Source organism: Labrys neptuniae, from assembly GCF_040797145.1.
GTDB classification, from domain to species: Bacteria; Pseudomonadota; Alphaproteobacteria; order Rhizobiales; family Labraceae; genus Labrys; species Labrys neptuniae.
Window position 1 is genome coordinate 334,795 of the sequence record NZ_JBFNQD010000002.1, and the last position, 17,526, is coordinate 352,320.

The 17,526-nt window shown below is 64.8% G+C and carries 13 protein-coding genes; 8 read left to right on the forward strand and 5 right to left on the reverse strand.

Going from position 1 to position 17,526, the window contains the following annotated elements:
- Positions 1 to 82 precede the first annotated feature (82 nt).
- Together dctA and ABXS05_RS08850 are read right to left on the reverse strand one after the other, a co-directional pair.
- Entirely contained in the window at positions 83 to 1,378 is a 1,296-nt protein-coding gene (gene dctA, locus ABXS05_RS08845; protein ID WP_367623897.1) for a C4-dicarboxylate transporter DctA, read from the reverse strand.
- A gap of 420 nt (positions 1,379 to 1,798) precedes the next feature.
- Complete coding sequence (locus tag ABXS05_RS08850) at positions 1,799 to 2,791, reverse strand: carbon-nitrogen hydrolase family protein (RefSeq protein ID WP_367623633.1); 993 nt, start codon at positions 2,789 to 2,791, stop codon at positions 1,799 to 1,801.
- 513 nt (positions 2,792 to 3,304) lie between these two features.
- Here ABXS05_RS08850 and ABXS05_RS08855 point away from each other — a divergent pair.
- Positions 3,305 to 4,267 carry an alpha/beta hydrolase gene (locus ABXS05_RS08855; RefSeq protein WP_367623634.1) on the forward strand — a complete coding sequence of 321 codons (963 nt, stop codon included), beginning with the start codon at positions 3,305 to 3,307 and terminating at the stop codon, positions 4,265 to 4,267.
- Between the two features lie 12 nt (positions 4,268 to 4,279).
- Here the strand turns inward: ABXS05_RS08855 and ABXS05_RS08860 are convergent, their stop codons facing one another.
- Positions 4,280 to 5,182, reverse strand: coding sequence for a LysR family transcriptional regulator (locus ABXS05_RS08860; RefSeq protein ID WP_367623635.1), 903 nt, complete (start codon positions 5,180 to 5,182; stop codon positions 4,280 to 4,282).
- Positions 5,183 to 5,410: 228 nt separating this feature from the next.
- On the opposite strand from ABXS05_RS08860, the gene gcl reads away from it, so the two are divergent.
- From gcl to ABXS05_RS08880, 4 genes are all read left to right on the forward strand, one after another.
- Positions 5,411 to 7,186, forward strand: coding sequence for a glyoxylate carboligase (gene gcl / locus ABXS05_RS08865; protein ID WP_367623636.1), 1,776 nt, complete (start codon positions 5,411 to 5,413; stop codon positions 7,184 to 7,186).
- 50 nt (positions 7,187 to 7,236) lie between these two features.
- Entirely contained in the window at positions 7,237 to 8,013 is a 777-nt protein-coding gene (gene hyi, locus ABXS05_RS08870) for a hydroxypyruvate isomerase (protein ID WP_367623637.1), read from the forward strand.
- A 206-nt stretch (positions 8,014 to 8,219) separates the two neighbouring features.
- Complete coding sequence (glxR, locus tag ABXS05_RS08875) at positions 8,220 to 9,113, forward strand: 2-hydroxy-3-oxopropionate reductase (protein WP_311934204.1); 894 nt, start codon at positions 8,220 to 8,222, stop codon at positions 9,111 to 9,113.
- A 166-nt stretch (positions 9,114 to 9,279) separates the two neighbouring features.
- Positions 9,280 to 10,527, forward strand: coding sequence for a glycerate kinase type-2 family protein (locus tag ABXS05_RS08880; RefSeq protein WP_437178647.1), 1,248 nt, complete (start codon positions 9,280 to 9,282; stop codon positions 10,525 to 10,527).
- Between the two features lie 877 nt (positions 10,528 to 11,404).
- Here ABXS05_RS08880 and ABXS05_RS08885 read toward each other — a convergent pair.
- On the reverse strand, positions 11,405 to 12,739 hold the full coding sequence (locus ABXS05_RS08885) for a urate hydroxylase PuuD (RefSeq protein WP_367623638.1): 1,335 nt from the start codon (positions 12,737 to 12,739) through the stop codon (positions 11,405 to 11,407).
- Between the two features lie 315 nt (positions 12,740 to 13,054).
- On the opposite strand from ABXS05_RS08885, the gene ABXS05_RS08890 reads away from it, so the two are divergent.
- The 3 genes from ABXS05_RS08890 to puuE all read left to right on the forward strand — a co-directional run bounded on the left by ABXS05_RS08890 (position 13,055) and on the right by puuE (position 16,005).
- Entirely contained in the window at positions 13,055 to 14,008 is a 954-nt protein-coding gene (locus tag ABXS05_RS08890; RefSeq protein WP_311934207.1) for a LysR family transcriptional regulator, read from the forward strand.
- Between the two features lie 209 nt (positions 14,009 to 14,217).
- Positions 14,218 to 14,571, forward strand: coding sequence for a hydroxyisourate hydrolase (gene uraH / locus ABXS05_RS08895; RefSeq protein WP_311934209.1), 354 nt, complete (start codon positions 14,218 to 14,220; stop codon positions 14,569 to 14,571).
- A gap of 3 nt (positions 14,572 to 14,574) precedes the next feature.
- Complete coding sequence (gene puuE, locus ABXS05_RS08900; RefSeq protein ID WP_367623639.1) at positions 14,575 to 16,005, forward strand: allantoinase PuuE; 1,431 nt, start codon at positions 14,575 to 14,577, stop codon at positions 16,003 to 16,005.
- A gap of 70 nt (positions 16,006 to 16,075) precedes the next feature.
- Here the strand turns inward: puuE and ABXS05_RS08905 are convergent, their stop codons facing one another.
- A complete protein-coding gene (locus tag ABXS05_RS08905; protein WP_367623640.1) occupies positions 16,076 to 17,164 on the reverse strand; it encodes an AI-2E family transporter in 1,089 nt (362 codons plus the stop codon).
- Positions 17,165 to 17,526 lie beyond the last annotated feature (362 nt).

The following is a 17,526-nucleotide window of genomic DNA, read 5'->3' on the forward strand; positions in this document are numbered from 1 at the left end:
AGCAACGATTCCGCTCCCTCATTCCGCAGCAGGCCCGGGCGACGTCTCCATGCCAGGTCGAGATGGCGGGAGACTTTCCCCGTCACTCTGTCATCTCGCCGAGTACCTCGGCGGCTCGCACCCGGTCGAGGTCGCCTTCCCAGGCGGCGATGACCACGGTTGCGACGCAGTTTCCGACGAGATTGCCGACGGCGCGAGCCATGCCGATGAACCAGTCGACGGAGAGGACGAGCACGAGGCCGATGGCGGGAATGGCGGGGATCGTGTTGAGCGTGGCTGCCAGGATCACGATGGCCGAGCCCGGCACGCCATGGGCTCCCTTCGAGGTCAGCAGCGAGACCCCCAGCACCACAAGCAGGTCTCCGAGCGACAGGGGCGTGTTGGTGGCCTGGGCGATGAAGACGACGGCCAAAGTGAGATAGATCGAGAAGGCATCGAGGTTGAAGGAATAGCCGGTGGGAATGACGAGGCCGACCACCGATTTGCGCACGCCCAGATGCTCCAGCTTGCGCATCACCTGCGGCAGGACGGCGTCCGAAGAGGCGGTCGCCAGGACGATGGCGAGTTCCGCGCGCAGATAGGCCAGGAAGCGGAAGATGTTGATGCCGGCCATCCGCATGATGCCGCCCAGCACCACGATGACGAAGACGGCGACGGCGGCATAATACAGGACGACCAGCGAGACGAGCTGCTGCAGCGAACCGACACCGTATTTGCCGACCGTATAGGCAACGGCGCCGAGGACGCCCAGAGGTGCGAGGCGCACGATGAGCGACATGGTCTTGAACAGGATCGTCGCCACGGCATCCACGAAGGAGGAGACCTTTTCCGCCTTTTCGCCGCCCACGAGCGCGAGGCTCGTACCGAAAAGGATGGCGAAGAACAGGACCTGCAACACGTCGTTGCGCGCCAGGGCGTCGATCGAGGTGGTCGGGACGATGTTGAGAATGAAGCTGCCGATGCCCGCACCCTGCAGCTTGTGGGCATTGTCGGCATAGCTGCCCATGGCGCCGGCATCGAGCTTGGACGCGTCGATATTCATGCCGTGGCCCGGACCGGCGACGAGAGCCAGCAGCAGGCCGAGGGCGAGGGCTGCCGTGGTCACCACCTCGAAATAGATCAGCGCCTTGACGCCGACCCGCCCGACCTTGCGCAGGTCGCCAACGCCGGCGATGCCGTTTACCACCACGCAGAAGACGATCGGCGCCACGATCATCGAGATGAGCTTGAGGAAACCGTCGCTCAGCACCTTCAGCTGAACGGAAAAGGCCGGCGCGGCCATGCCGAGCACGACGCCGAGCGCAAGGGCGACGAGAACCTGGAGGAAGAGGGAATTGATGAGCGGTTTCCGGCGGGCCGGGGCCGTGATGGCATCCATGGTCATCGGAATATTCCTGTCCGGAGGCGCAGCGGTCGGCAGTTGTCCCGCAACCGGCCGGCACGTCTGGCACCTGGGGGTGACGACGAACCCATCCCCGCGTCGCCGACGGCGCGCGTCGGGCTCGCTGGGGAAATCAAAGCAAGGAGCATGCCAGCCGGCATTTGCCGTAGGTATCGTGTTGGAAGCCGGACGCCCGTTTTGCGCAACGACGATGCGGCGGCAGCGACAAGGGGGGGCGGGGCAATGCAGTTCACATGAGGAGGAAACGCTCCGACTTGTCATAGCCGGACTTGCACCGGCTATTTACAATCCGCGCGAAAGGGCTGGATTGCCGGGTCAAGCCCGGCAATGAAATAGCTCGTGCCAACTCGAAGACCCTAGAGTGAACTGTATTGCCTTTGGGGCCTCACTCGCCGGTCAGAACGAATTGCGGGCATCGCTTCTGGGATCGCCGTCGATTTTATGCGCCTCGTAGAGGTCGGAGCGGGCGGTTCGCCGCCACGGCCGCGCGGGATGGTCGCGATCCGTCGCGATGTCGGTGATGGCGATGGCCGGCGTGCCATCTGCCGGACATTGCACTTTCCATCGGCCGTCCGGTGCGGCTATTCCGGAGGGGACCGTCACGCTCTGCGGCGCATGGGCGGCATAGCTGACCCAATAGGCATTGCTGGCGGCATGTCCCAAGGCCTCTGCCGCGAAAGGCGGTGCGGCCGACGGGCTCTCACCTGTCGTCGAGAACAGGACGCAATCGACATCGAGCCTTTCATAGTCGGTGAATATCTCCGGATAGTGCGCTTCCATGCCGAGCGCACAGCCGAAACGCAGATCGTCGACCTCGAAGGTCACCGGCTGCCTGCCCGGCGAATACATGAAGGAGATCTTGGTGTGCGAGAGCATCCGCTCGTCATAGCGGGTGACGAGATCTCCGCGATCGGAGACGACGTAGAGGCTGTTGTGCGGCCGGTGCGGCGGGGTCAGGCGGTGGACCGACCCGAACACCGTCCAGAGCTCGAGTTCGCGCGCGAGCCTGCTGATCGCGTCGAGTTCCTCGCTTAGAACCGCCCAATCGAATCGGGTCCAGTCGGAGGGGCCGACGTCGCAGGGACCATTCGCTGACATGATGCGCTTGTTGGGGGAGCAGGTCGCACCCTCCGGGAAATGGATGAGGCGCGCACCGGTCCTGTGGGCGTCGCGCATCAGGCGCCGTATTTCCATGCCGCTGGTGCGAAGTGCGGAGCTGTCGCGAGGATCGTTGAAGAGCGAGGATTGCGCCACCGCCAGCCGCACCGATTGGGTGTCGGCGTGGCGCGGTTGTGCCTCACGAAGATGTCTGAGCGCCGCGGTGTAGGACTCGCCCGTCTTGGCTGCGCGCGCACGGACACGGCGCTTGAGATTGCCATTCTGCGTCATTGTCAGGCCTTTCACGTCCCGGACGCAAGTTCCCCAGCAACCACGCCCGAAACGATCGGACCAGGACGACGACCCGAGACGGAAGTCCCTTTGCCCCCGTTTAAGGCCATGCTGGGGAAGGCCTTGGGAGGTTGGGCGTGGGCCACGCCTGGGTGAAAATGTCGGGCCTACATTGGTTCGTCAAGGGGGCGGACTTGTGCAACCCTGCCGCGGTACCCTCCTCAGTCCGTACCATCCAGGATGTTGCCGGGCACCAGGCGCCCTGTCCGCCGTCCTGGGACCTGAAGGAGAATGCGAACGAAATGCCGCAGGTCTTTTTCCTTCAAGACCGGAGAACAATCGCCCGTTCTTATAATAATTTTCTCCTGGAGCGCAGATTGTGTCGAATTTGTTTCAGAAGGTACGTGCCTACCGCGTAGAGTTTTAAATAATTGTCAAATAATACTTCTTGAGAGATATCGAGTTGTCCGTATAGACTGCTTCATATACTTGGCGGATCATCCGGGGCGAGCAATGAACTGGAACGGCGCTTTTCCCTTCGACAGCCACGACATGTCGGTGCTCTACACGAGGGAGGTCGCGCGGTACGAGGAGCAGCGCCAGCGCGATGCCCAGGCTGCGGCGGCCAATGCGGCGCTCGACATCTATGCCGGCATCGACGGTACCGGCCCCTATTCCGACCGAGCCTATGAGGTGGAGTTCCGCAACAGTTTCGTGCAGCGCCTTTATCGGAGCTGGGGCAACGAGGCACGATATTACCGGCGTGGACCGAGCCTCGACGGTGTCTCGACGCCGGCCCTGGGCATTGGTGCCTATCGCTCCGTGCGGGAGCGTTATCGCCACAAGGCGTTGGGGCCCAAACGCATTTTCTTAGCCGGCTATAGCAGGGGTGGTGCGGCGGTCGTCTATGCCGCCTCCCTGCTCGCGCTGGAAGGCATTCCCGTCGATGGGCTCTTCCTGTTCGATGCCGTCGACAGGCAGCCCTTCAATTCACCGCTGTTCATTCCGCCCAATGTCCGGGTGTGCTTCCATGCCCGCCGTGATCCGAAGACGGGATCGCGGCTGCTGTTCGGCAGCTATGCGACGCGGCGCACGCCAGGTGCCGCCACCATCTACAAGCAGCAATATTTCTTCTGCACCCATGGCGGCATGGGCGGCACGCCCTGGGGCGTCGCCGATCCCGACGGCTATATCAACGAATCCAATGATTACCGGCCGCCTGGTGCCGGTGGTGCACAGCGTCCTCCCGCTTCGCCCGTAGATCGTTTGGCCGGCGACCGGACGACGCGTGAAATCCTGAAATACACCGCGCCGGGCGCCAATGGCGCCCTGGAAGCCTATGACGCCTACAGGCATTTCAGCCGGACGAAGGTCACCTTGGCCCAGGAACAGGCCGAGTCGGCCAGGGTGTGGATCTGGATGTCGACGGCCCTGAAGGTCCTGCGCAAGGACCTGGCCGCTATCCCGGTTTCCTGAGCGGTGGAAAGTTCATTGGTGGCCCGGCCGCGCCCGCCAATCCGCCAGGAAGCGGCGCGCGAAGGCCAGGAAGCGCGCCAGCACCGGGCTGGGTTCGCGCTGATAGATCATGCTGACGTCGGCGCTGGGGGCAGGCGGCACCAGGTCGCGATAGATCACCTCGGGGCGTGACAGGGCGCTGACGCTGCGAGGGGCGAGGGCGACGCCGAAGCCGGCTGCGACCAGGCTGGTCAGCGAATAGGATTCGATCACCTGCTGGCTGATGCGCGGGATGAAGCCCGCCTCCACGCAGCATTGGCGCAGATAGACCGCGAAGCTGGAATCACGCAGGCGCAGGAAGACATGTTCGTCCTCATGCAGCTCGGCCAGAGCGATGGCGCCGTGCTCGGCCAGGCGATGGCCTGATGGCAGGAAGACGCCGACAGGCTCGCGCCAGGCGGTTTCGCGCACCAGTTCGGCATCTTCGGGCGGCATGCGCAGGAAGCTGATGTCGACGGCCCGCGTCGCGAGCGCGTTGAGCTGGGCCTCGGGGGCCATTTCGTGCAGGCCGATCACCACGCCCGGAAAACGGCGTCGATATTCCGCCATCAGGGCGGCGAGCGGACCGAGCAGCATGGAACCGGTCGCCGCCACGTTGAGTGCGCCCGTCATGCCCTGGCCGATTGCCTTGACCTGCGTTGCCGCCAGCTCGGCACTGGCGATGATGCTGCGGGCATGGGCGAGAAAAGCGGTGCCGGCCTCGGTCAGCACCACCTTGCGGCTGGTGCGCAGGAACAGCACCGCGCCGAGCTCGTGCTCGAGGTCGCGGATCTGCTGGCTCAGCGGCGGCTGCGAGATGTGCAGGCGTTGTGCCGCGGCCGTGAAGCTGAGCTCCTCCGCCAGGGCGATGAAGTAGCGCAGATGGCGCAGTTCCATGACGGTCGACCATCCATATGTTTGAGATATTGATTATACTGAACCATATATTGGACTAATAGCCCTTCCCCTGCAATCTTCAGGCAGCAATGGGCGGGAAAGACCGCTCCGTCGAAGAATTCAACCACGCCCTGGATTCGATCCCACCGGTCGCATGCGAGGCGCGATTTTCAAAAGACAGACGCAATTCCGATCCGCGGATCGAAGAATGCTTGAGGAGAAACGCTCATGGCCCGCATGACCGCGGCGGAAGCTGCTGTGCACATCATGGAGAAGGAAGGTGCGACCTGCGCCTTCGGTGTTCCGGGCGCTGCGATCAATCCGCTCTATGCCGCGCTGCGTCCGCGCAACCAGATCAAGCATGTCCTGGCCCGCCATGTCGAGGCGGCTTCCCACATGGCCGAGGGCTATACCCGCGCCAAGGCCGGCAATATCGGCATCTGCATCGGCACCTCCGGCCCGGCCGGCACCGACATGATCACCGGCCTCTATTCGGCGGCCGCCGATTCCATTCCGATCCTGTGCATCACCGGTCAGGCACCGCGCGCCCGCCTGCACAAGGAGGATTTCCAGGCCGTCGACATCGCCGCGATCGCCAAGCCCCTCACCAAGATGGCCGTCACCGTGATGGAGCCCGCCCAGGTGCCCGGCACCTTCCAGCAGGCCTTCCACCTGATGCGCTCGGGCCGTCCCGGCCCGGTGCTGATCGACCTGCCCTTCGACGTGCAGACGGCCGAGATCGAGTTCGATCCGGAGACCTACCAGCCGCTGCCCGTCTACAAGCCCAAGGCCACCCGCGCCCAGATCGACAAGGCCATCGCCCTCCTCCAGGCAGCCGAGCGCCCGCTGATCGTGGCCGGCGGCGGCATCATCAATGCCGATGCTTCCGACAAGCTCGTCGCTTTCGCCGAGCTGACCGGCGTGCCTGTGATCCCGACCCTGATGGGTTGGGGCACCATTCCCGACGACCACCCCCTGATGGTCGGCATGGCCGGTCTGCAGACCAGCCATCGCTACGGCAATGCCACGCTGCTCGCCTCCGACTTCGTGCTCGGCATCGGCAATCGCTGGGCCAACCGCCATACCGGCACGGTGGAGGTCTACACCAAGGACCGCAAATTCGTGCATGTCGACATCGAGCCGACCCAGATCGGCCGCGTCTTCGCGCCCGATTACGGTATCGCCTCCGATGCCGGCCTGGCTCTCGACGTCTTCATCGAGGCCGCCAAGGAGCTCAAGGCCAAGGGTGAGCTCAAGGACCGTTCCGCCTGGCTGGAGGAATGCCGCGAGCGCAAGAAGACCCTGCTCCGCCGCACCCATTTCACCGAGACGCCGATCAAGCCCCAGCGCGTCTATGAGGAGATGAACAAGGCTTTCGGCCGCGACACCACCTATGTCTCGACCATCGGCCTGTCGCAGATCGCCGCTGCCCAGTTCCTGCATGTCTACAAGCCCAGGGGCTGGATCAACTGCGGCCAGGCCGGCCCGCTTGGCTGGACGCTGCCGGCGGCGCTCGGTGTCTGTGCCGCCGATCGCAGCGCCTCGGTGGTGGCGATCTCGGGCGACTACGACTTCCAGTTCCTGATCGAGGAACTGGCGGTCGGCGCCCAGTTCAACCTGCCCTATGTGCATGTACTGGTGAACAATGCCTATCTCGGCCTGATCCGCCAGTCCCAGCGCGGCTTCAACATGGACTTCCAGGTCCAGCTCTCCTTCGAGAACATCAACACGCCGGAACTGGGCGTCTATGGCGTCGACCATGTCAAGGTGGTCGAGGGCCTGGGCTGCCGCGCCATCCGCGTCACCGATCCCGAGAAGCTGCATGAGGGCTTCGTGGAGGCCAAGCGCCTGGCGGCCGAACTGCGCGTGCCGGTGGTGGTCGAGGTGATCCTGGAGCGCGTCACGAACGTCGCCATGGGCACCGATCTCGACAAGGTCACGGAGTTCGAGGATCTCGCCCTCGACGCTTCCGACGCGCCGACCGCGATCGCGCTGCTGGACTAATGACGTCATACCCTCCCCATCGAGGGGAGGGTAAAAGAGGGCCATAGAATATGCCTAGATTTGCCGCCAACCTCACCATGCTGTTCAACGAAGTGCCGTTCATGGAGCGCTTCGCGGCAGCCGCCCGCCACGGCTTTTCGGGCGTGGAATATCTGTTCCCCTATCCCTTCGCGGCGGCCGACCTCGCCGCGGCGCTTGGGGAGCACAAGCTCACCCAGGTCCTGCACAATCTGCCGGCCGGCGACTGGGCGGGCGGGGAGCGCGGCATCGCCGTGCTGCCCGACCGCAAGGCCGAGTTCCGCGAGGGCGTCGCCCAGGCCATCACCTATGCCAAGGCGCTCGACTGCAAGCTGGTCAACTGCCTGGCCGGCATCGCGCCCGCTTCCGTCGCTGCGGGGCAGGCCCGGGCCACCTTCGTCGAGAACATCGGCTATGCCGCCGGGGAGCTCAAGAAGGCCGGCATCCGCCTGGTGATCGAGGCGATCAACACCCGCGACATTCCCGGCTTCTTCCTGACCAACACAAGCCAGGCCGCCGAGATCATCGCCGAGACGGGCTCGGACAATATCGGCCTGCAATACGACATCTACCACATGCAGATCATGGAAGGGGATCTCGCCCGCACCATCGAGAAATACCTGCCGCAGATCTGGCATGTGCAGCTGGCCGACAATCCCGGCCGCAACGAGCCGGGCACCGGCGAGATCAACTATCCCTTCCTCTACCAGTGGCTCGACCAGCTCGGCTATGCCGGCTGGATCGGCTGCGAATACAAGCCCAAGGGCGAGACCGAAGCGGGCCTGGGCTGGCTGAAGCAGGCTCGCTGAGCCCGCCCCATAAATCCCCTTCTCCCCTGGCGGGACTCCGCAGTTCCTGCGGAACCGCTAGGGGTCCCGGCAGGGGGATGAGGGGTCTTGCGATCCCATGCCGGTGTGGTGGTTCACCCCTCATCCGCCCCTATCGGGGCACCTTCTCCCGCAGGGGGAGAAGGAGTTCCCCCGGCGTTTACGCTCCAACAACAAGGATCTTCACCATGAATATCGGCTTTGTCGGACTGGGCATCATGGGTTCCCCGATGGCGGGACACCTGATCGCGGCCGGCCACACCGTCTACCTCACCACGCTCGGCAATGTGCCCGAGGTACTCGTCAAGGCTGGCGGCAAGGCTGAGCCGAGCGCCGCCGACGTTGCCCGCAAGGCCGACATCATCATCACCATGGTGCCCGATACCCCGGATGTGGAGACCGTGCTGTTCGGCAAGAACGGCGTCGCCGAGGGCCTTTCCGCCGGCAAGCTCGTCATCGACATGAGCTCGATCTCGCCTGTCGAGACCAAGAAATTCGCCAAGCGCATCAACGAGCTCGGCTGCGACTATCTCGACGCGCCGGTCTCTGGCGGCGAGGTCGGCGCCAAGGCGGCCTCCCTCACCATCATGGTCGGCGGCCCCGAGGCGGCCTTCGAGCGCGCCAAGACTCTGTTCGAAACAATGGGCAAGAACATCACGCTCGTCGGCGGCAATGGCGACGGCCAGACCACCAAGGTCGCCAACCAGATCATCGTCGCCCTCAACATCGAGGCCGTCGGCGAGGCCCTGCTGTTCGCTTCGCGCGCCGGTGCTGACCCGGCCAAGGTGCGCGAGGCCCTGATGGGCGGCTTTGCCGCCTCCCGCATCCTGGAAGTGCATGGCGACCGCATGGTCAAGCGCACCTTCGATCCGGGCTTCCGCATCGCCCTGCACCAGAAGGACCTCAATCTCGCCCTCACCACGGCCCGCCAGCTCGGACTTTCCCTGCCCAACACCGCCACGGCCCAGGAATTGTTCAATGCCTGCGTCTCGCATGGCGGCGCGGCCTGGGACCATTCCGGCCTGGTCCGAGCCCTGGAGATCATGGCCAATTACGAGATCGGCGCGCCGGTCAAGGGTTGACGCCAGCACGCGCCGGCTCTCGACCGGCCGTAGCGTTGTCCCGCACCCTGTCCCCGCTCGGAGCGGACTGGGGACAGGGCGAGGGGCGGCGCGACACATAATAATTCGCATAAGCGTTTCTTCCTCTGAAAGGTTCGCCATGTCGGAGCGGGCATTGTTGACATCGATGTTCGAGGCAGCAGTGGCTGCGGCGACGCCTTCTGCCTGCATGCCGGCCTTCCTGCCACGGCCGCCGAAGGGGCGGACCATCGTCGTCGGCGCCGGCAAGGCCGCTGCCGCCATGGCCAAGGCCCTGGAAGACACCTGGGACGGGCCGCTTCAGGGCGTGGTGGTGACGCGCTACGGCCATGCCGTGCCTTGCCAGCGCATCGCGGTGATCGAAGCCGCTCATCCCGTGCCGGATCTCAACGGCGTCAAGGCCGCCGCGCGCATGCTGGCCCTGGTGGAAGGGGCCGGGGAAGACGATCTCGTCATCGCCCTGATCTCGGGCGGCGGCTCGGCCCTGCTCAGCCTCCCGGCCGATGGGCTGCTGCTTTCCGACAAGCAGGCGATCAACAAGGCGCTGCTCAAATCGGGCGCACCGATCGACGAGATGAACTGCGTGCGCAAGCATCTGTCCGCCATCAAGGGCGGGCGGCTGGCCGCCGCCGCTTTTCCGGCCCGCGTCGTCAGCCTGGTGATTTCCGACGTGCCCGGCGACGATCTCGCTGCCATCGCCTCCGGCCCCACCGTGGCCGATCCCACCAGCTTTGCCGATGCCCGCGCCATCCTTGCCCGCTATGGCATAGACGGGCCAGCCCCGGTGATCGCCCATCTCGAGGCAGCGCTGGAAGAGACGCCCAAGCCCGGGGATCCGCGCCTCGCGCGCTGCGAGACCCATCTGATCGCTTCGCCCCAGCAGTCGCTGCTTGCCGCGGCGGCGGTTGCCCGCAAGGCCGGTATCACGCCGATCATCCTAGGCGATTCCCTGGAGGGCGAAGCCCGTGATGTCGGCATCGTCATGGCCGGCATCGCCCGCCAGGTCGTCCAGCACGGCCAGCCTGCCGCCGCACCCTGCGTGCTGATCTCCGGCGGCGAGACCACGGTCACCGTGCGCGGCAAGGGGCGGGGCGGGCGCAATGTCGAATATCTGCTCTCGCTCGCCGTCAAGCTCGGCGGACAGCGCGGCATCCATGCCCTGGCCGGCGATACCGACGGTGTCGACGGCGCCGAGGAGGTGGCCGGTGCGATCATCGACCCGACAAGTCTTGCACGCGCACGCGCCGCCGGACTCGATCCGATCGCCAGCCTCGACAACAACGATGCCCATACCCTGTTTCAGGTCCTTGGCGACCAGATCGTCACCGGCCCGACCTTGACCAATGTCAATGATTTCAGGGCCGTTCTCGTGTTGTCCGAGGGAATGAAGCTGTAATGAGACCAACCCTCGCGGCACCAGCCATCTCCGGTGGAGACCATGCCATGGTCCGGCTCGACGAGCTGGCGGCCTGTTCCGCCGACAAAGGTGCGCTGACGCGGCTTTACCTCACGCCGGAGCATGCCGAAGGAGCCTCCCCCGCCAGCGGGAGGCTCTTTGGATTCGTGGTGCTCTCCGTCCCGTTTCGCCGTTTTCGGCAGGGGCAGCGCCACGGTATAGCGGCCGCGGGGCGGGATTCTCTCTCGCCGATACAGGACGTAGCGCACCTGCCTTTTCCTGCGAAGTGCCGGCGTCGGCGCGCTTCCTGATAGTGCGGTGTTTCTTTTCCGCGCCGTATGCCGGAAATGGCGCGGATATCCCTTGCCGGCTTCGGCTGTCTGATCCACCCGTCTGGCAATTTCAATATGGAGCGCAGGAATCCCTCCCCAACGTCGTGGAAGCTGTCACCGCGCAGCGGCGACGGAAGGAGGAGAGTGGCGCCAACAGGTCGGAGGATGGCAAGATCGCGCGACTCGACCTCAACTCCACACGACCTCGCTGTGCCCGGCCACCCTCCCTGACGTCGGGGAGGGAGTCCTGCGCCCTATCCGCCCATGCTGCGATGTGTGGGTGCGGCAGCCGAAGCCAGGGACGAAACCTCGCGCGCCTTTCGCGAACCACGGGACGTGGGCATGCGGCAGCCTCTGGCGAGAAAGGCGGTTCCCGCCTTTGCCCGCTCTGCTTCGATCAACCCGTCGCCGAAACGGATGGGCACGCCGACCGGATGCTCGGTGGCTCGGCGATAAGGACATTGGCCCAAGACAAAAATGGCCCCGCAAGCGGGGCCATTGCACGTGTCGAGGGAAAAGGGGAAGGAACTGGCGCCGAGGCTGGCTCAGCGGACGGCGAGTTGGACGCCGGAACCCGTTTCAACAGGCTTGGCTTCGGCAGCTTTGGCTTCGGCGGACTTGCCGGCGTCGACTGGTGTACCCTGTGCCGCGGCCTTCTCGCTCTTGAGCACCCAGTCGCGCAGCACGCGGCGTTCGTCCAGGGTCATTTCGGTCACGTTGTTCGGCGGCATGGCGTGCGTCATCACCGATTGCACGAAGACTTCATGCTCGTTGCGGGCGATGTTGGTGGGCGAATCCAGGAGCACGCCCTTGGGCGGCATGTTGATGCCCTGATAGACCGGTGTCTCGGCGTGGCACATCGAGCAGCGGCTGGTGATGATGTCGTGCACCGGTCCCGGCACCGTGGCGGCGAGCGCGGTTTCGGTTGCCGCCGGCGCCTCGATGGCGCCGAGGTCGAAGGCATCGCGGAAGGCCGGCGAGCGGAAGGCGCTGATCCAGATGGCGCCGAAGATCAGGATGGCCGCAAGCGCCCAGGTCCACCACTTGTCGCCGCGTCCGGCATGGCGTTCGTTGTAGAACACGCGGATCAGCGCGCCGGCAACCAGGATCAGGCCGACCACCAGGAAGGCGTAGGGGCTGGAATAGGTCAGCGGATAGTGGTTGGACAGCATCAGGAACAGCACGGGCAGCGTCAGGTAGTTGTTGTGCGAGGAACGCTGCTTGGCTGCCTTGCCGAGCGCGGGGTCGGGCACCTGCCCGGCCTTGAGCGCGGCGATAACCTTGTGCTGGTTGGGGATGATGATGAAGAACACATTGGCCGACATCATCGTCGCCATCAGCGCGCCGGTGTGGATGAAGGCGCCGCGGGCCGAGAACATCTGCTGGAAGAACCAGGCCATGAACACCACGAAGACCAGGCCGATGCCGGCCAGCAGCGTCTCGTTCTTGCCGATCGGCGATTTGCACAGGAAGTCGTAGACCAGCCAGCCGGCGGCGAGGCCGCCAATGCCGACCACCAGGGCCACGGCCGGCGACAATACCCGCACGCTGGGATCGATCAGGAGCAGGCTGGATTGGGCGTAATAGACCCACAGCAACAGGCAGAAGCCGGTCAGCCAGGTCGAGTAGGACTGCCATTTGTGCCAGGTCAGGTGCTCGGGCAGGAATTCGGGCGCCACCAGATATTTCTGCACCTGGTAGAAGCCGCCGCCATGGACTTCCCAGGCCTCGCCGCCTTGACCCGCGGGGATCTTCGGGGTGGGGCGCATGCTTGCGTCCAGATGCATGAAGTAGAACGAGGAGCCGATCCAGGCGATGCCGGTGATGACATGGGCCCAGCGCAACATCAGACTGCCCCATTCGTACAGGGTCATCAGCATAGGTTATTTTCTCCCATTTCCTTCCCTGCCTGGAAAGCGGCCCTTTACGACCGGCTTACACAAGGCATGATTATTTCCTACAGTCACGACAAGAACCGCCGGCCCGAAGAGCTGGCAAGCAAGAGTCTCGCCGGTTTGAGTGTCCTCGATCCGCATTCTATTCGTCGAATGAGGTCGAGAACGAAGAGTCGGCTCCGGCCGCAGGCAGCACGAGGGGGAGCATGATCAAGCACAAGCAGTCTTTTGCCGGGCGCTGCATCCGTTTCGATCAACGAACGGCAGTCGCCGCCGATCTGTCCTACGGAACCGCCCGCCATGCTTGAAAACTTCCGTTCCTTCGCCCGAGCCGTCGAAGCCGGCAGCTTCTCCGAAGCCGGCCGCCGCATGCGGGTTTCCGCCAATGTGATCAGCCAGCGCATCCAGGCGCTGGAAAACCATCTCGGCTGCCGGCTGTTCAATCGCACGACCCGCAATATGGGCCTGACCGAACAGGGCCGGATCTTCTACGACCACGTCATCGACGCCTTGCACACCATCGATATGGCCGAGGCCAATATCGGTGAGCTCGGTGCCATGCCGCTGGGGTCGATCCGGGTCGCCGCGCCGCTCGGCCTGGGGCGGCGCCTCGTCGGCCCGACCGCCGCGGCCTATCGCGACACCCATCCCCAGATCGACGTGCAATTGCGCCTGTCCGAGCGCCGCCTCGACATCATCGCCGAATCCTGCGACCTCGCTTTGCAATTCGTCACCTATGCCGACGGCTCGATGATCATGCGCAAGATCGCCGACGCCGAGCGTGTCCTGTGTGCCTCCCCCGCCTATGTCGAACGCGCCGGCATGCCGATGACGCCGGCCGATCTGGCGCGACACCAATGCCTGCTCCTGCGCTTTCCCGGCTCGCGCGAATTCCGCTGGTCCCTCAGCCAGGATGGCGAGGAAATCAGCGTTCCGATCAAGGGCTCGCTCGATGCCGACGACGGCGACGTGCTCACCGCCTGGGCGCTTGACGGGCGCGGCATCGTGCTCAAACCGGTCTACGAAATTGCCGATGCGCTTGCCCAAGGTCGTCTGGTTCCTGTTCTGACCGCCAATCCGCCACCGCCTGCCACGCTGGCCGTGCTCTATCCGACGCGAAATCTCGTGCCCCTCAAGGTGAAGGCTTTCGCCGACCTCTTGGTCGAGCGTGGCCGACGCTATCTCGCGACCGAACTCGCCCGGCTGGGGCCCTTGCCGTCCGGCCTGTCATCCTTGCAGGAGAATGAAGCCTGACACGCTCCATCAAGCCTCAGGACGGCCTGCAGCAGAAGAGTATTCTTTATCGAAACATCTTCACAAAATATTTGGAAATGCCGGGCGGCAAAGTCGCTATGGTCTGGGGTGCGGCCTGATGGGCCGTGCCAGCGAAAACATTTCGCGGTCCGGGCGGATCGCAAGGGTGTGCTCGAAGCCACCCAAAGACAGGATCGGGTGAGAACGACATGGGAAGGCTCTCCACGCATGTGCTCGACGTCTCCAGCGGCAAGCCCGCGCGAGGCGTGACCATCGAACTCCAGCGGCTGGATGCATCGGGCGGGCGGGTCACCGTGACCACGACGACGACGAACCAGGATGGCCGCACCGACCAGCCTTTGATGGTGGGCGATGCCTTCGTGCCCGGCGTCTATGAGCTCATCTTCCACGTCGGCGCCTATTTCCGCGGCCTCGGCGCCACCGGGGCCGGCGAATTCCTCGATGTCGTGCCTTTGCGCGTGACGCTCGCCGACAAGGACGGCCATTACCACGTGCCGCTGGTCTGCTCGCCCTTCAGCTATTCGACCTATCGAGGCTCGTGAGTGATGACCGCAACGACGCAAGGAACCTATGATCGCGACCTCATCGGCTATGCCGGCAAGCCCCCCCACGCGGCCTGGCCCGGCAAGGCGCGCGTCTGCCTGCAATTCGTGGTGAACTACGAGGAAGGCGGCGAGAACTGCATCCTGCACGGCGATGCGGCCTCGGAAGCCTTCCTGTCCGAGATCGTCGGCGCCCAGCCCTGGCCGGGCCAGCGTCACATGAACATGGAATCCATCTACGAATATGGCTCGCGCGTCGGTTTCTGGCGCCTGCACCGGATGTTCACCGAGCGCCAGATCCCCGTCACCGTCTTCGGCATCGCCAGCGCCATGCAGCGCCATCCCGGGGCCGTGGCTGCCATGGTCGAGGCTGGTTGGGAAATCGCCAGCCACGGCCTGAAATGGATCGATTATCGCGACTACACCAAGGAAGGCGAACGCGAGCATATCGAGGAAGCCATCCGCGTTCACACCGAGGTCACCGGTTCCAGGCCGCTCGGCTTCTATCAGGGCCGCACCTCGGCGCAGACGCTGCAATTGACCATGGAGGAGGGCGGCTTCCTCTATTCGGCCGATTCCTACGCCGATGAACTGCCCTATTGGGTCGAAGGGCCGCGCGGCCCGCAGCTGATCGTGCCCTATACGCTCGACGCCAACGACATGCGCTTCGCCACGCCCCAGGGCTTCAACAGCGGCGAGCAGTTCTTCGCCTATCTCAAGGACAGCTTCGACACACTCTATGCCGAAGGCAGCGAGCAGCCGGCGATGATGTCGATCGGCCTGCATTGCCGTCTGGTCGGCCGTCCCGGCCGCGCCGCCGCACTCGCCCGCTTCCTCGATTACGCCCGCGGCCATGCCGAGGTCTGGTTCGCCACCCGCCTCGACATCGCCCGCCATTGGATCCGCCAGCATCCGCCGGAAGGCGGCTATGTGCCGACGCGCCTCAACCGCGCTCTGTTCGTCGAGCGTTTCGGCGGCGTGTTCGAGCATTCGCCCTGGGTGGCTGAGGGCGCCTATGACAAGGGGCTGACGCCGGCCGAGGATACGGCGGAGGGCCTGCATGCGGCGATGATGAAGGTGCTGAACTCGGCTTCCGACGAGGCCAAGCTCGCCTTGATCATGGCGCATCCCGACCTTGCCGGGAAACTGGCCCAGGCCAAGATGCTGACCGCCGAATCCTCCGCCGAGCAGGCCTCTGCCGGCCTCGACCGCCTCACGCCGGCCGAACTCAAGCAGTTCACCGAGCTCAACGATGCCTACAAGGCCCGGTTCGGCTTCCTGTTCATCATGGCGATCAAGGGGCGGAGCAAGGCCGAGATCGTCGCCGCCTTCGAGCGGCGCCTGCAGCATGGCCGGACCCAGGAATTCGCCGAGGCCGTCAAGCAGATCGGCGAGATCGCCCGCCTGCGCCTGAAGGACATGCTGCCCGGCTGAGCGGCGGCAGCACGTGACACCACGTCCATGCCCTGCCATCACGGGGAGGGTATGGCGACCTCCAGCCGCCTCAGGCTTCCAGGAAACGGCCGATATTGTTGAGGGGGCCGACTCCGTCGCAGATGATCTTGAGGATGGCGAGCATCGGGACGGCCAGGATCGCTCCCGGCGCGCCCCACAGCCAGAACCAGAAGATCAAGGCGAGGATGATCAGTACCGGGTTGAGGGTGAAGCGCTTGGCCAGCAGCATCGGCGTGACGATCTCGCCCTCGATCAGATGGATCACCAGATAGAGGCCGGCCGGCAGGGAGGCCGCCAGGATGGTGTCGAACTGCAGCAGGCCGGCAAAGGCGAACAGGGCGACCCCGAAGAAGGGCCCCATGATAGGCACGAAATTGAGAGCGAAGGCGACGACGCCCCACAGAACCGGGTCGCCCAGGCCCGTGGCCCACATGGTCAGGGCAGTGGCCAGTCCCACCAGCGCGTTCATCACGGTGATCGTCGCCAGATAGATCGAGATGTTCTCCTCGATCTGCTGCGACAGCGTCACGACCTGCCGCTTGTCGCTGAAGCGAGGCAGAATTTCGACCATACGCCGCAGGAAGGTGTCGCCGGATACCAGCAGGAAATACAGGATCAGGATCGTCTCGAAGAAGCCGCTGGCGAAATGCTGCGTGCCACGGAAGGCCGCGCCGAGAATGTCGACATTGGCACCGCCGCCGGCGCCGATCTGCTGCATGAAGCTCTGGAAGGTCTGGATCGGCTGGTTGAGGAAGGACAGGCGCTCCTGCAGCCGCGGCAGGGCATCCGGCAGGCGGGTGGCCCATTCGGTGGCGGGGCCGGCGACGGCGGCCCCCAGCCCCACGAACAGGCCGAAGAACACGAAGATCATCAGGAGGGCCGCGATGCTGCGCGGCAGGCGGAAGCGCTCGAGCTGGCGCATGACCGGCTGGAACAGCAATTTCAATACGAAAGCGAGCACCAGGGGCAGAATGATGTCGGCGGCGACATAGGCGATCGTCAGGCTCGCCAGAACGAGCAGGCAGGCCTGGATGGCCGTCTGGGGCGAGACGCTGCTAGGCCCCTCGTCGAGCTCGACGGGGGCGTCGGGCTGCACGGCGGGCTTGTCGGCGGAAAGGGAAGTGGTCTGGTCTTGCATGCATGCCCCTGCTGGTAGCCCGGATTCGTTGTTTTTCGTCGAGGGTGCCTCGTCGGCACGCCATGGTCAGGCCCAACACAATGGAAGGCCTGAGAGTTCCGGCCCGCATGAAACGGACGATGATCGGGCCAGGTTCCGGCGGAACCATCGCGTAAGCAGTGCGTTTCCCGCCTGCCAGGCCGGTTGTCGGCCTGGCAGCCGGCGCTGCGGCGCCCGCCCGGTGCGCCCGGCATTCAAGCCACCTGCCGGGCATCCGGACGCGTGTCGCCAAGTGGGTGTGACGAAGCATGAGGCAGTTTCCTTGACCTTGCGCGTTTCATGTGAAACCGGATTTGCGACGAAACCCAAATGCTTGCATCGGC